We start from the raw sequence: 14,482 nt of genomic DNA on the forward strand, positions 1-14,482 counted from the left end.
AAGAACAGAAACCTGACAGGAATTCGCGTGAATAGCTTGGACCAGAAGAAAGCGGATCATGCGCCGGCCTCACCCTATGAGCGCCTGGCCGTCCTCGGCATCGATCTTCCGCCGGCGCCGCCGCCGATCGCCAATTTCGTGACGCATGTCCGGGAAGGCAACATCCTCTACCTTTCCGGCCAGGGCCCGCGCGAGGTCAACGGCCACCTGCATTCCGGCAAGGTCGGCGCCGAAGTGGATGTCGAATGCGCCTACGACCATGCCCGGCTGACGGGTATCAACCTGCTTGCGGTGATGCACGATGCGCTCGGCGATCTCGGCCGGGTCAAGCGCATCGTCAAGATCCTCGGCATGGTGAACGCCGTGCCGGAATTTCGCGAACACCCACGGGTGATCAACGGCTGCTCGGACCTGATGATCGACGTTTTCGGCGAGGCGGGCCAGCATGCGCGCTCGGCGGTCGGTTTCGGGTCTCTGCCCGGAAACATCACCGTCGAGATCGAAGCGATCGTCGCGCTTCACGACTGACAGCGAAGGAGGCGATCAATGGCTGCGCCAGCCCATCATCTTCTCGATCCGCTCGGCGGAAACCTGGACGCGGCGGGCGTAGTAATCCCGGTCGTCGAGGACCTTCTGTTCGGGCAGGACAATGGAGATGGTCGCGACGCAACTTCCCTTGTCGTCGAGGATCGGCGCGGCGACGCAGGCAACGGCATAATCGGATTCGCCCGCCTGGATGGAGAGCTTTGCCGCAAGCGCGCTTTCCGCCTGTGCCGAAAGGGTCGCGGGGTCGATGTCGGCACGGCCGGTCGGCGAGGAGCGGGCGCAGCGGCGAAAGAGTTCGAGCCGCTCGTCAGCCGGAAGATGCCCGACCAACAGCCGCCCCGATGCGGTCCAGTTGAGCGGCACACGCGTGCCGACGCGCGACGTGACCTGGAAATGACCCGGGCCGTCGGCCATGGCGAGGACCTGCATGTAGTCGCCGTCGCGGCCGCAGAGCTGGATGGTTTCGGAAACCTCGCGACCGAGATCGTGCATCTCGCGTGTAGCGACACCCAGGAAATCGAGCGAACGGGCATAGGCGAGGCCATAGTGGTAAAGACGGTCGCCGAGCCAGACCGACCCGTCCGCGTCGCGGCTGAGCAGGTTTTTCTCCACCATGTCATCGACGGTCACGTAGATGGTGGAAAGCGGTGCGCCGACAGCCTTGGCGATCGCATAGACGCCGCTCGGCGAACCGGTTTCGTACAGGAAGTCGAGCACTTGCAGCGCCCGGTCCATGCCGCTCACGCGCGAGCGGCGCGCCTTGCCACTCGGCCCTGCATCGACTTCGGCTTCAATCGCGTTGCTGTCCACGTCTTTGCTCCCGTACTGCGCCAGATGCGCCTCGATGTGCACAAAGCGGACGCTCCGTTTGCCGAGGACGTTGGAATGTCGACGCAGCAGGGGCGGAGCCGTCGCTCACTTAGCATTATTATGGTAGATATTCCGCAAAAACGGAATACTGCCTCGCATGCGAGAAAATCTGATGGAGACCACTATGCCTGACCGCGACATCCGCGATGCCCTCGGACTTCGTCCCGTAATCAACGTATCCGGCACAATGACAAGCCTTGGCGCATCGATCGTGGTTCCGGAAGCGATCGCGGCGATGACAGCCATACTGCCGCAATTCGTGGAGATCAACGACCTGCAACGCAAGGTAAGTCCCGTGATCGCGCGACTGACGGGCGGTGAGGCGGGCTTCGTCACCGCGTCCTGCTCTGCCGGCATCAGCCTCGCCGTCGCCGGCGCAATGACGGGCGACGACATCGCCGCGATCGAACGCCTGCCGGATACGGCAGGGCTCAAGAACGAAGTCATCATCCAGATGGGCCACGTGGTCAGCTATGGTGCGCCGGTGGACCAGGCGATCCGCCTCGCCGGCGCCAGGCCCATACTCGTCGGCCAGGCGACCTCGACCCATCGCTACCACATCGAAGGGGCGATCAACGAGCGCACCGCCGCCGCTGTCTACGTCGTCTCCCACCACGTCGTGCAATACGGTCTGGTGGGCCTCAGCGAATTTGCGGAAGTCTGCCATGCCAAGGGCGTGCCGGTTATCGTCGACGCGGCCTCCGAATATGATCTCAGGGGCTTCCTCGCGGCCGGCGCGGATATCGCGCTCTATTCCGGCCACAAGTTCCTGGGCGGTCCGACCTCGGGCATCATCGCCGGCTCGAAGGCACTGGTGCGCAACGCCTTCCTGCAAAACCTCGGCATTGGCCGCGGCATGAAGGTAGGCAAGGAAAGCATGCTTGGCGTCATGGCGGCGCTTGAAGCCTGGGAGAAGCGCGACCACGCCGGCATCCGCGCATGCGAAACCAGCTACCTCCACCTCTGGCGGGACACGCTCGAGGGCCGCCCCGGGGTCAAGCCGGTGATCGAGCCTGACCCGACCGGCAACCCGCTCGACCGTTTGCGTGTGAACATCACGCCTGAGGAGGCCCATATCACCGCCTGGGATCTGGCGGATGCGCTCGCCCGTGGCACGCCACCGGTGATCGTGCGCGACCACGAGGTCGAGCACAACTATTTCTACCTCGACCCCTGCAACCTGCATCCGGGACAGGAGACGCTTGTCGCCGAGCGGCTCGCCGCCGAGCTCACCAAGGCGAGGAATTCGAATGAGATCATCGCCACGCCGCTTGCCGAGCGTAACGCACGTCGCTTCGCAAGCCTCAAGCGTTGGCCCGATTGAAGCGTACGCGACCACCGAGCAGAACCTTAAGGGATGTTAGACATGGCCCACTCCGACACGCAGACTGTCCGCCAGACGGCGCCCGTTCTTTCTGTCGAGAACCTGACGACCTCGTTTCTTGTCGGCGGCGCCTGGAAGCCGGTGGTGCGCGACATTTCCTTTTCGGTGGCGCCCGGCGAGACGGTCGCCATCGTCGGCGAGTCGGGCTCGGGCAAGAGCGTCACGTCGCTGTCGATTATGCGCCTGTTGCAGACGGACACGAGCCGCACCGAGGGGCGTGTGATCCTCGGTGGGCGCAACATCCTAGACCTTCCCGAAAGCGCGATGCGCAAGGTCCGCGGCAATGACGTCGCGATGATCTTCCAGGAGCCGATGACCAGCCTCAACCCGCTGTTCACGATCGGCGATCAGATCTCCGAGGCGCTCCTGTGTCACCGGTCGATGACGAAAGCCGAGGGCAGGGCCGAGACCATCCGGCTTCTCGACAAGGTGCGCATTCCCTCGGCAGCCTCGCGTTTCGACGAATATCCGCATCGTCTCTCCGGTGGCATGCGCCAGCGCGTGATGATCGCCATGGCATTGGCGAGCCGGCCGAAGCTGTTGATCGCCGACGAGCCGACCACCGCCCTCGACGTGACCATCCAGGGGCAGATCCTCGACCTGATCAAGGTGCTGCAGGAAGAGGAGGGGACGTCCGTGCTCTTCATCACCCACGACATGGGTGTCGTCGCCGAGATTGCCGACCGCACGGTCGTCATGTATCGCGGCGACGCGGTCGAGACCGGCAAGACGGAGGATATCTTCCTTCGCCCCAAACATGCCTATACCAGGGCGCTGCTTTCCGCCGTGCCGATGCTGGGCTCGATGAAGGGCGAGGCGCAGCCACTGCGTTTTCCTATGGTCGACAGCGCCACCGGCCTGCCGGATGTGCCCACACAGGGCGCCAACACCGTTGCGACGGATCAAAGACCAATCCTGGAGGTGACGAACCTCGTCAAGCGCTTCGACGTCCACGCCGGCCTGCTCGGCAAGCTGCAGGGCAGGGTGCATGCGATCGAGAATGTTTCCTTCAGCCTTAAGCAGGGGGAGACGCTTTCGCTCGTCGGCGAATCCGGCTGTGGCAAGTCGACGACGGGGCGAGCGATCATGCGCCTGATCGAGCCGCAGAGCGGTTCCGTCATGCTCGACGGCAAGGACGTGCTCGCCATGGACCGCAAGGCGCTCCGCGAAATGCGTCGGACCATGCAGATGATTTTCCAGGACCCCTTCGCCAGCCTCAACCCGCGCATGACCGTCGGCGCTGCGATTGCCGAGCCCTATTTGGAACACAAGCTCGGCTCCCCGAAACAGGCCCGCGAAAAGGTCGTCGACCTGCTCGAGCGCGTCGGGCTTCAGCCGGACATGGCATCACGCTACCCACACGAGTTTTCCGGCGGCCAGCGCCAACGCGTCTGCATCGCCCGCGCTCTGGCGCTCGATCCCAAGGTCATCGTCGCCGACGAGTCCGTGTCTGCTCTGGACGTGTCGATTAAGGCACAGGTCATCAATCTTCTGCTCGAGCTGCAGGCGAGCCTTGGGCTTGCCTATCTCTTCATCTCCCACGACATGGCGGTCGTCGAACGCGTCAGCCATCGGGTTGCGGTCATGTATCTCGGCGAGATCGTCGAGATCGGCCCACGCGCCCAGGTCTTCGAGAACCCGCAGCATCCCTATACGAAGAAGCTTATGGCTGCCGTACCGATCGCCGATCCGGCCCGTCGTCATAGGCGTCGAAACGTCGCGAGCGACGAGCTGAAGAGCCCGTTGCGAGCGCCCGACTACGTTCCAGAGGTGCGGCGCTATCACCAGGTCGCGCTGGATCATTTCGTCCAGATCTAGCCGTACCGGGCCTCTGGTATTATCCCGATCCAGCATGTGATTGCGTCCATTTCCCAGATGACCATACTCAGTCGGGGATGTGATCACGTCTGAAGCGGGCGGCAACGCCTGAGGTGGGAACAGGGGCAACGACATCAATGTCGGTTCAGTACGATTACTGTGTGATTGGAGGAGGAATCGTTGGTGTCGCAACGGCGCGGGCGCTGCTGCTGCGCTATCCCGCCGCGGGCGTCGTGCTTGTCGAAAAGGAAGCCTCGCTCGGCCTGCATCAGACCGGCCGCAACAGTGGCGTGATCCACTCCGGAATCTACTATGCCCCAGGCAGTCTCAAAGCGCGCCTGTGTGCCGAGGGAGAACGCCGGACGAAGGCATTTTGCAGCGAGCAAAACATCCCCTGCGAGCAGCGCGGCAAGTTGATCGTCGCGACCTCTCCTCTCGAAGAGCAGCGGCTCGACGCGCTCGCCGAGCGCGCTAAGGTCAACGGGATTGTCGCCGAAAGTCTTTCAAAGGCCGAAATTTCCGAGCGCGAGCCTTATATCGCCGGAACGAAGGCCCTCTTTGTTCCCGCCGCCGCCATCGTCGACTACGGGCTGGTGCTGCGCAAGCTGGCCGATGATTTCGTGAATAGGGGCGGCACGCTGCTGCTCGGCAGTTCTGTCGAGCGCCTCAAGGAGTGCGCCAACGCGGTCGAGATCGGCCTCAAAGGGCGCACACTCACCGCGGGGCGCGTTGTTGCCTGTGCCGGGCTGCAATCTGACAGACTCGCTCGCCTCGCCGGATTGCGCCCGGCGCATAAGATCGTGCCATTCAGGGGCGAATACTATCAGGTGGCGCCCGAGAAACAGGGGCTGGTGCGCGCCATGATTTACCCGGTGCCAGATCCCGGACTTCCCTTCCTGGGCATTCACCTCACCCCGATGATCGACGGAAGGTTGACTGTCGGCCCAAATGCGGTTTTGGGCTTTGCCCGTGAAGGATACCGCAAGGGCTCTGTTTCGCCGCGGGACGTGCTTTCCTATGCAAGCTTTCCCGGTTTCTGGCGCACCATCGCCAAGAACTGGAGATCCGGCGCGCAGGAGATGATGGATTCCGTCTTCAAGACCCGTTACCTCCGCGCGTGCCAGAAATACTGCCCCTCCCTGCGCCTGGAGGACCTGCAGCCGATGCAGCCCGGCATCAGGGCCCAAGCCGTCGGGCGTGACGGCTCCTTGGCCCAGGACTTCATCTTCCTCGAGACCCAGCGCATGCTGCATGTCTGCAATGCCCCGTCGCCAGCAGCAACCTCGGCCTTGCCGATCGCGGACATGATCGTTGACCGGCTGTCGCAAGCCGGGGCAGTTAGTCGCGATGGCGCAGGAGAACAAAGCTATGGCTTTTCCGCTTTTTGACCTCACAGGCAGGCGTGCCCTTGTCACCGGCTCGTCGCAGGGCATCGGCTATGCGCTGGCGCGCGGTCTCGCCGAGCATGGTGCCGCGATCGTGCTCAATGGCCGGGACCGCTCGAAACTGGAAAGCGCCGCCACAGTGCTGCGGGGCTCCGGACATGAGGTGTCGGTTTCGGCCTTCGACGTCACTGAGCACGATGCAGTCAGGAACGGCGTCGACGCGATCGAGCGGGATATCGGGCCGATCGACATCCTGGTCAACAATGCCGGCATGCAGTTTCGCACTTCGCTCGAGGACTTCCCGGCTGAGCGCTGGGAACAATTGCTGAAGGTAAATGTCTCCAGCGTCTTCTACGTCGGTCAGGCGGTCGCCCGGCATATGATTAAGCGCGGAGCGGGCAAGATCATTAACATCGCCTCGGCGCAGAGCGAGCTCGCGCGCCCGGGCATCGCCCCCTATACGGCGACCAAGGGTGCCGTGAAAAACCTGACGCGCGGCATGTGTGCCGACTGGGCGAAGCATGGCTTGCAGGTGAACGCTATTGCGCCGGGCTATTTCAAGACGCCGTTGAACCAGGCACTTGTCGACAGCGAGGAATTTTCTTCGTGGCTGGAAAAGCGGACACCGGCGGCGCGCTGGGGCGATGTCGATGAACTCGTCGGCGCGGCCGTCTTCCTCGCCAGCAATGCATCATCCTTTGTCAATGGACACACGCTTTACGTCGACGGCGGGATTACGACCTCCCTGTGACCATCGGGTTCGCAAGCCAGACAGGCGATGGGCAAGCTCGTCGACGAACCGCCTGCCATAGGCGCGACAATGAGGGGATGCTTCAGCCCGAGTTTTCGAAAAGCACTGCTCTCGAGGATCGTTGCTATGTTCAACCTCCTTCCCAAGCCAGTCGCTTTTTCGCCTGTGTAGAATGGCTTGCCGCCTGCGGGGCGCACCGGCAGGCGGCAAACGCCTAGGTTGGCGGTTTTAGGACTTTGTCTCTGCGGCCCGTTGTTGGCGGTATTGAACCGTGGGAAGGCCGCCCCAACCCCAATTGTCGAGATCGACTTCCTCGATCACGACATAGGTGGATTCGAGCGGCTTGTTCAGAACGTTGAGCAGCACCTCGCTGACGCCCTTGATGATCTCGGCCTTTTCTTCGGCGGTGACCGAATTGCGGCCTGGTGCGCTTCCCTCGCGGGTAACCTGTACGGTGACTATCGGCATTGCAGTCTCCTTTGCGGGAATTGTTTGCGTCTTGAACCGCGGCCGCTCCTTGCTGTGCTGGTTACCAGCGTCCGGCGTTCTGGCCGCCGTCGACGTGGAGGATCTCGCCGGTGACGAAACCCGCGGTCTCCAGGTAAAGAACGGCGTCGACGATGTCGCGGATATCGCCCAGGCGGCCGACCGGGTGCAGTCCGGCCAGCGCCGAGTGCGTCTCGGGCGCATGCATGGGAGTCTTGATGATCCCCGGGGAGACCGCGTTGACGCGAATGCCGCTCTTCGAGAACTCCATCGCCAGCGACCGGGTCACCGCGTTCAGGCCACCCTTGGTCAGGGAGGCAAGGGCGGACGGCATGCCGACCATCGGCTGGTCGACCAGGCTGGTGGTGATGCTGACGATGTGGCCCGAGCCCTGCTTCAGCATCTCTGCGGCGGCGCGCCGGGTGATGTGGAAGAAGCCGGCCACGTTCACGCCGAGGTTATGCTCGTAGTCCTCCTCGGACATTTCGACGAACGGCTTGGCGAGGAAGACGCCTGCATTGTTAACCAGCGAGTCAATGCGGCCGTAGCGCTCGAGCGCTTCTCGCACGATCCGCTCCGCGGTCTCCGGCTTGCTGATATCGCCGGCGACCGTGTGAATATCCGGGTCGGCGCTCGGCTTGATCGACCGGGAAGTGGCGACGACGCGGTAATTCCGGTCGCGGTAGGCGCGAACCAGTCCCGCGCCGATGCCTTGTGACGCGCCGGTGATGATGACGACTTTCTGTTCGGTAGCCATGGTCATGATCCTTTTTCGATTGCAGCGGCCGCTTCCCTGCGTCCGCCCTCCGCCCTCGGCTTTGGTGCAATTGAAGTTAGATCTGTCCGTTCGTTGGGAGAATTGCCGGCGTTTGACGGACACTCATCCGTAAAACGGCATAATCAGCGGAGCGTACCCGCTTCTGCCGCCAGGCGAGCAAATTCGGAGCGCAGACGCGGCGCGGCGAAGTTGACAAAGGCACGGACCTTCGGCACGGACATGCGGCCTTGAGGTGCGAGCATATGCGCCGGCAGGGGCGGATGCTCGGCGTCGGCGAGCACGATCCTGAGGCGCCCGTCTCTCACATACTCCGCGACATGGTAGGAATAGAGCCGGGTCAGGCCGTGGCCCGCGGCCGCTGAAGCGGCTGCAGCCCGCACGCTATTGACGATGCATCTTGGCGTGAACTGGACCGTTCGGGGAATGGACGAGCCCTTGGCGGGCGTAAAGCTCCAGGACTCAAGACCGAAATTGGTGAATGCTACGATCTGATGCTTGGCGAGGTCCGCCGGTTCATCGATGCGGGGATGATTGGCGAGGTATCGAGGCGAGGCGACCACGACGCGCCGGACGTCGCCGCCGAGCCGGGTGGAGATGAGTGACGAATCCGGCAGATGGCCTATGCGCAAGGCGATATCGACTCCTTCGTCCACTAGGTTGACGAGCCGATCGAGAAGAAGAAGCTGGGCCGACACGGCGGGGTAGAGGTCGAGGAAATCATCGAGAATGGGGCGAAGCATCTCTTCACCGAGGATCGGTGGCGCCGAAATCGTCAACATCCCACGGGGCGCGGAGCGCTCTCCTCCTGCGAGCATGTCGGCTTCCTCGAGGTCGGTGAGCACCCGCCGACAGGCGGCCGCGTAGCGTTGCCCGGCCTCGCTCAACTTGAGCGTGCGGGTCGTGCGATGCAAGAGCTCGACACCGACATGGGCTTCCAGGAAGCTCAGCGCCCGGCTGACCGCCGTTGGCGATCGCTTCAGCCGGCGAGCGGCCCCCGCGAGACTGCCCTCGTCGATCGCGGTGATGAACACTTTCATTGCATCGATGCGATCCATCTTATTCTGCCGTTTCGCGGGAGAGTGACTGTCGTGCACCAAGTATTCCCGCGAAGGCGGCAAGAAGCAAATATTATGCAGAGGAAGCCGCTGCAACCGGCCAATATCCGGCCAAGTACGAAGAATAGGCTGCGTAGCTAGGATGTCTGTGCCCGTGTGGTCATGGACGAGCTCCCTGACAGTACGAAGCCCCGAGTTCGAGAATTATCCCGGCGATCCACGTTTGGGCGCCTCAAAAGAGGGAGAATGACGATGAAAATCTTGATGGTTTTGACTTCGCATGACCAGCTCGGGAACACCGGCAAGCCGACCGGTTTCTGGCTCGAGGAGTTCGCGGCACCCTATTATGTTTTCAAGGACGCCGGCGCGGAGATCACACTTGCTTCGCCAAAGGGCGGCCAGCCACCGATCGATCCCAAGAGCGACGAGCCGGGCAACCAGACCGAGGCGATGGAGCGCTTCAAGAAAGATCCGGCGGCGCAGAAGGCGCTGGCAACTACAATAAAGCTCGGCGAGGTCAAAGCGGATGGCTTCGACGCGATCTTCTATCCGGGTGGCCACGGCCCGCTGTGGGATCTCGCCGACGACAAGAACTCGATCACCTTGATCGAGGATTTCTACAACGCCGGCAAGCCGGTCGCGGCCGTTTGTCATGGCCCGGCTGTCCTGCACAAGGTAACCTATCAGGGACAGCCTATCGTCAAGGGAAAGCGCGTCACCGGCTTCACCAACTCCGAGGAGGAAGCGGTGCAGCTGACCGACGTTGTGCCGTTCCTTGTCGAAGACGAGCTGAAACGTCTGGGCGGGCGCTACGAAAAGGCCGCCGATTGGGCTGATTTCACCGTCGTGGACGGGCGGCTGATTACCGGCCAAAACCCGTCTTCGTCGACATCGGCCGCCAAGGAACTGCTGAAGCTTCTGCAGTAGCCGTTTCTGGCGCGGGCTGTTCGCCGGCTGCATTTTTTGCGGGTGCAGGAGGTTCCGCGGGACCTCCTGCTGCATTTTGATACACATCCGCTTGAGAGAGGACACAAGCCGGATACTTCGCTCTGGTCCCTTGCTGCGCGTGTCAAGCGCGACCGACGCCGGATAAGGCCTTGGTCCATTGCAGAGGGACGATGATGATCCTTTTCACGATAGCTTACCTCGCAGGTGTGCTGACGATTGTCAGCCCCTGCATCCTCCCGGTTTTGCCCTTCGTGTTTTCCAGAGCCGGCCAGCCATTCGCGCGGAGCATTCTTCCGATGCTCATCGGAAAGGTCGTCACTTTCGCGGGCGTGGCGACGCTCGCCGCGATTGGCGGGGACTGGGCCGTCCAGGCGAATGAGGCCGGCCGATATGCGGCAATAGCGGTGCTCGCGGTCTTCGGCGTAATGCTGCTCTCGCCGCAACTGGCGGCGATCGTCACCCGACCGGCAGTCGCGCTCGGCAATCGCCTTTCGCAACGGACGGTGGGGCAAAAGGCGAGCGTTGGAGCATCTCTGCTCCTTGGTGTCGCAACCGGGCTTCTATGGGCGCCCTGCGCCGGTCCGATCCTGGGGCTGGTCCTGACCGGTGCCGCGCTCCATGGCGCCAATGTCGAGACGACTCTTCTGCTGACGGCCTACGCGGCGGGCGCGGCCACCTCGCTCGCCCTCGCTGTACTCGCCGGCGGAAGGGTGTTCGCGGCGATGAAGCGGTCGCTCGGTCTCGGCGAACGTCTGAGGCAGGGGCTCGGCATCACCGTGCTCGCCGGCGTCGCGGCAATTGCGCTCGGCCTCGACACCGGGCTTCTGGCACGCCTGTCTTATGCGGGCACGACGAACCTTGAGCAAGCGCTCCTCAACCGTCTGCGTGCCGACGCCTCCGGAGCGACGACCGTCGATCGTGCCGCATCGCCCGCGGATCGCCAGCAGCAGACCTATCGAAGCAGCTTGCCGGTGGAGGGTATTCTTCCTCCGCTCGACGGCGCCGTAGAGTGGCTGAATTCCAAGCCGCTGACAGTGGAAGCGCTGCGCGGCAAGGTCGTGCTCATCGATTTTTGGACCTACTCCTGCATCAACTGCATTCGCACGATCCCCTATGTTCGCGCCTGGGCGGAGAAGTACCGGGATCAGGGCCTGGTGGTTATCGGCGTGCATGCACCTGAATTCGCCTTCGAGAAGAGCATCGACAACGTCAAGCGGGCGGTCCGGGATTTCAAGATCGGCTATCCCGTTGCGATCGACAACGACTTCGCCATCTGGCGCGCCTTTGGGAACAGCTACTGGCCGGCGCACTATTTCATCGATGCCAAGGGTCAGATCAGGCATCACCACTTCGGGGAAGGCGACTATGAGCAGTCGGAGCGCGTCATACAGGACCTGCTGGCGGAAGCGGCGGGTGACCGCCGGGCGGGCAGCGGTCTTGTGAGGCCGGAGGTGAAAGGCGCCGAGGCGGCCCCCGATTTCGCCAACCTCCAGTCCGGAGAGGACTATGTCGGCTACATGCGCGCCGCGAACTTCGTATCGCCCGAAGGTGTCGCCGCCGATGAGCCACGCGACTATACGAGCGGAAAGCCACGCCTCAACCAGTGGGGCCTCGCCGGCAACTGGACGGTAGGGCCCGAGCAGGCGACACTCAATCGCGCCGGCGGCGGCATCACCTACAAGTTCAGCGCCCGCGACCTGCATCTCGTTCTCGGACCAGGGGCCGGTGGCAGGAAGGTACGCTTTCAGGTAAAAGTCGATGGCGTCGCACCGGGTCCGGATCACGGTGCAGATATCGATCGCGATGGCAACGGCGCTGTTTCGGAAACGCGGCTCTACCAACTGGTTCGCCAATCGGGAGAGGTGCGGGAGCGGACGTTCGAGATCCGCTTCCTAGATCCGGGCGTGGAAGCATTTGTCTTCACATTTGGATGAGCGGGCAACCTCAGGCAGCAAGGGTTGCGGCCCAGTCGGTTCCCGGCCGCACCCGGTCGAGCTCGCCCTCGCTCGCCTCGGCCGAGCCGCCCGGATCCTCGCGAGCACCACAAGAACCCGGAAGGAGAGTTCAAAAATGCGCTTTTTTGTTCTGGCCGTTGCCATCCTCGCACTCGCTGCCGCACCCTGTGCCTGGGATTCCGATCCGCGGGAGCCGTCAGCAATCTCGGCGCTCTTCGGTGGACCGCCGCCTTGGCCTGGCGCGGGTTCGCTGCCGGAAGGGCCTACGCCTGCCTTTGGGGCGCTCGAACGATAAAGGACGTGCCGGCATAGAGCGGATGTCCTAAAATGCCGGATATATGACATTTGAGCCATGGCCGTTTCGGCCTACTATCAGGCTCCAAATCCAACGGAAAGGAGCCGTCATGACCCAGCATTCGAAAGGTACCGCTCTTATCACCGGCGCATCCTCGGGCATTGGTGCGATCTATGCCGATCGCCTTGCGCGCAAGGGATATGACTTGATCCTGGTCGCCCGCAACCAGGCCCGCCTCGACGAACTGGCCAGGCGCCTTGCCGACGATACCGGCCGCACCGTCGAAGTGGTCACCGCGGATCTCGGCAAAAAGGCCGATCTCCACCGTATCGGGCAGATCCTTCAGACCGACGCCAGCATCACCATGCTGGTCAATAACGCCGGCATCGGCGCGACCGCCCCGCTGCTCGACTCCGATATCGAGAAGATGGAAGAGATGATCACGCTGAACGTCAGCGCGTTGACGCGGCTGACCTATGCGGCGGTCCCTGGCTTCGTTGCCCGCGGGAACGGTGCGATCATCAACATCGCTTCGATCGTCGGCATCGCTCCGGAAGTGCTGAACGGCGTCTACGGCGGCAGCAAGGCCTTCGTGCTCGCTTTCACCTTGTCGCTTCAAAAGGAGCTTGCCGAAAAGAATATCCGCATCCAGGCCGTACTCCCTGGCGCGACGGCGACCGATTTCTGGGGCATTGCCGGAACGCCATTGGAGCATGTGCCAAGTGAGATCGTCATGCCCGCCGAGGACATGGTGGACGCCGCTCTTGCCGGCTTCGATCTCGGCGAGCACGTCACCATTCCATCACTGCCGGACGCCGCCGATTGGGAAGCCTACGAGGCGGCTCGCCAGAAGCTCATGCCGAACCTTTCACTCAGCGTCCCCGCCGCCCGATATCGAGCGTTGGTCGGCTAGCGGTCCATATGCAGGCGACACGGTATGCGCTCCTGGTAGGGCGCGTACCGCCTCAATCGATGAATGGATGACCGGCCGGAACCGACCTGTCGGCCGCGGATGGGCTGGTCGAGGACCAGTGAAGCCATTCCGCATTTCGCAGCGCAGGGTTTATACCATGTCGCAAATGCCATATATACAGCAATTCCGGCCAGGGAATTGCGCCATGCATCGTATCGGCTTTGTCGTCTTTCCAAGATTCCAGCTCATGGGCTTCGCCGCAGTGACCGCCTTCGAGATGGCCAATATCGCGCTGGGAGAGCCGGCCTACGAGATAGAGCTGCTTTCGGAAAGGGGCGGGGAGGTCACGTCGTCCGCCGGCTTCGGTGTCGTCACGAAAGCCTTCGATAACGCCGCCTACGACACGGTCATGTTCGGCGCCGGCTCGACGATCGAGCCGATGACCCCAGGGCTGATCGAGTTCGCGCATCACGCGCTCGAAACGGCGCGGCGCGTAGCTGCCCCATGCACGGGCGCCTTCATCCTCGCGGAAGCCGGCCTGCTGGATGGGCGCCGGGCGACCACCCACTGGGCCTTCGCACGCCAGTTCCAGGAGCGGTTCCCGACCGTGAAGGTCGAGGAGGACCGCATCTTTATCGTCGACGGCAGCGTGTGGACGTCTGCCGGGATGACGGCAAGCATCGATCTTGCGTTGGCGATGATCGAGAAGGACCACGGCCAGGACGTCGCACGCTCGGTCGCCCGCAAGCTCGTCGTCTACCACCGGCGCGCCGGCGGCCAGTCGCAGTTCTCCGCATTGCTCGAACTCGATCCGAAATCCGACCGGATCCAGCGATCGATCGATTACGCCAAGTCGCATCTGCGCGGAGTCCTGTCGGTGGAAGAGCTGGCGGATGCGGCCGGTTTGAGCGCGCGCCAGTTCAGCCGGGCGTTTCGGGCCGAAACCGGGCAGTCGCCCGCCAAGGCCGTGGAGAACCTTCGCGTGGAGGCGGCCCGGCTGATGATGGAGCAGGGCCGACATTCCATGGACGTGATCGCCGAAGAGACCGGCTTTGCCGATCGCGACCGCATGCGCCGGGCCTTTCTTCGCACGCTCGGCCAGCCGCCCCAAACGATCCGGCGAAATGCACGCGAGAGCGCATAGGGAGCGGCAAGCGGCCACCCGATCAGGCGCGTCGCCAGCCTCGGCAAGTGTCGACGCAGCGGCATGAAATTGTATCTCACTGTGTCTGGGCGCCTGATTTCGACACAGGCTTTCAATTTCGCCGGCTGAGGACACAGTGAAGACAAGTGTGTGC

At 63.0% G+C, this 14,482-nt stretch carries 14 protein-coding genes; 10 read left to right on the forward strand and 4 right to left on the reverse strand.

Annotation, left to right across the window (positions count from 1 at the left end; all coding sequences use genetic code 11):
• Positions 1–12: 12 nt before the first annotated feature.
• Entirely contained in the window at positions 13–528 is a 516-nt protein-coding gene (locus tag PZN02_RS20435) for a RidA family protein (protein WP_425336371.1), read from the forward strand.
• Positions 529–543: 15 nt separating this feature from the next.
• Here PZN02_RS20435 and PZN02_RS20440 read toward each other — a convergent pair whose 3' ends face one another.
• Positions 544–1,356, reverse strand: a complete 813-nt coding sequence (locus tag PZN02_RS20440; RefSeq protein ID WP_280662505.1) for an IclR family transcriptional regulator — start codon at positions 1,354–1,356, stop codon at positions 544–546.
• 184 nt (positions 1,357–1,540) lie between these two features.
• Here PZN02_RS20440 and PZN02_RS20445 point away from each other — a divergent pair, with 184 nt between their 5' ends.
• The 4 genes from PZN02_RS20445 (at position 1,541) to PZN02_RS20460 (ending at position 6,754) form a co-directional block, all read left to right on the forward strand.
• Positions 1,541–2,740: an aminotransferase class V-fold PLP-dependent enzyme gene (locus PZN02_RS20445; RefSeq protein WP_280662506.1), complete on the forward strand. Its 1,200-nt coding sequence runs from the start codon at positions 1,541–1,543 to the stop codon at positions 2,738–2,740.
• A 42-nt stretch (positions 2,741–2,782) separates the two neighbouring features.
• Positions 2,783–4,618, forward strand: a complete 1,836-nt coding sequence (locus PZN02_RS20450; RefSeq protein ID WP_280662507.1) for an ABC transporter ATP-binding protein — start codon at positions 2,783–2,785, stop codon at positions 4,616–4,618.
• 137 nt (positions 4,619–4,755) lie between these two features.
• The gene (lhgO, locus tag PZN02_RS20455; protein WP_280662508.1) at positions 4,756–6,006 is read left to right on the forward strand and encodes an L-2-hydroxyglutarate oxidase; all 1,251 of its coding nucleotides are present in this window, start codon (positions 4,756–4,758) and stop codon (positions 6,004–6,006) included.
• A complete protein-coding gene (locus tag PZN02_RS20460) occupies positions 5,987–6,754 on the forward strand; it encodes an SDR family oxidoreductase (RefSeq protein ID WP_280662509.1) in 768 nt (255 codons plus the stop codon). The genes lhgO and PZN02_RS20460 overlap by 20 nt, the downstream gene beginning before the upstream one ends.
• A 228-nt stretch (positions 6,755–6,982) precedes the next feature.
• On the opposite strand, the gene PZN02_RS20465 is transcribed toward PZN02_RS20460, so the two are convergent.
• The 3 genes from PZN02_RS20465 to PZN02_RS20475 all read right to left on the reverse strand — a co-directional run bounded on the left by PZN02_RS20465 (position 6,983) and on the right by PZN02_RS20475 (position 9,073).
• On the reverse strand, positions 6,983–7,222 hold the full coding sequence (locus PZN02_RS20465; protein ID WP_280662510.1) for a tautomerase family protein: 240 nt from the start codon (positions 7,220–7,222) through the stop codon (positions 6,983–6,985).
• 61 nt (positions 7,223–7,283) lie between these two features.
• The gene (locus PZN02_RS20470; RefSeq protein ID WP_280662511.1) at positions 7,284–7,997 is read right to left on the reverse strand and encodes an SDR family NAD(P)-dependent oxidoreductase; all 714 of its coding nucleotides are present in this window, start codon (positions 7,995–7,997) and stop codon (positions 7,284–7,286) included.
• A 143-nt stretch (positions 7,998–8,140) separates the two neighbouring features.
• Positions 8,141–9,073 carry a LysR family transcriptional regulator gene (locus PZN02_RS20475; protein ID WP_280662512.1) on the reverse strand — a complete coding sequence of 311 codons (933 nt, stop codon included), beginning with the start codon at positions 9,071–9,073 and terminating at the stop codon, positions 8,141–8,143.
• 252 nt (positions 9,074–9,325) lie between these two features.
• On the opposite strand from PZN02_RS20475, the gene PZN02_RS20480 reads away from it, so the two are divergent.
• From PZN02_RS20480 to PZN02_RS20500, 5 genes are all read left to right on the forward strand, one after another.
• Positions 9,326–10,000 (forward strand): type 1 glutamine amidotransferase domain-containing protein, encoded by a 675-nt coding sequence (locus tag PZN02_RS20480; protein WP_280662513.1) that lies wholly within the window; start codon positions 9,326–9,328, stop codon positions 9,998–10,000.
• 194 nt (positions 10,001–10,194) lie between these two features.
• Entirely contained in the window at positions 10,195–11,955 is a 1,761-nt protein-coding gene (locus PZN02_RS20485) for a cytochrome c biogenesis protein DipZ (protein ID WP_280663318.1), read from the forward strand.
• A gap of 136 nt (positions 11,956–12,091) precedes the next feature.
• Positions 12,092–12,271: a hypothetical protein gene (locus PZN02_RS20490; protein WP_280662514.1), complete on the forward strand. Its 180-nt coding sequence runs from the start codon at positions 12,092–12,094 to the stop codon at positions 12,269–12,271.
• A 109-nt stretch (positions 12,272–12,380) separates the two neighbouring features.
• Complete coding sequence (locus PZN02_RS20495) at positions 12,381–13,184, forward strand: SDR family NAD(P)-dependent oxidoreductase (RefSeq protein WP_280662515.1); 804 nt, start codon at positions 12,381–12,383, stop codon at positions 13,182–13,184.
• A 205-nt stretch (positions 13,185–13,389) separates the two neighbouring features.
• A complete protein-coding gene (locus PZN02_RS20500) occupies positions 13,390–14,328 on the forward strand; it encodes a GlxA family transcriptional regulator (protein WP_280662516.1) in 939 nt (312 codons plus the stop codon).
• Positions 14,329–14,482: the final 154 nt, after the last annotated feature.

Origin of the sequence: Sinorhizobium garamanticum (assembly GCF_029892065.1) — a bacterium.
GTDB lineage: Bacteria > Pseudomonadota > Alphaproteobacteria > Rhizobiales > Rhizobiaceae > Sinorhizobium > Sinorhizobium garamanticum.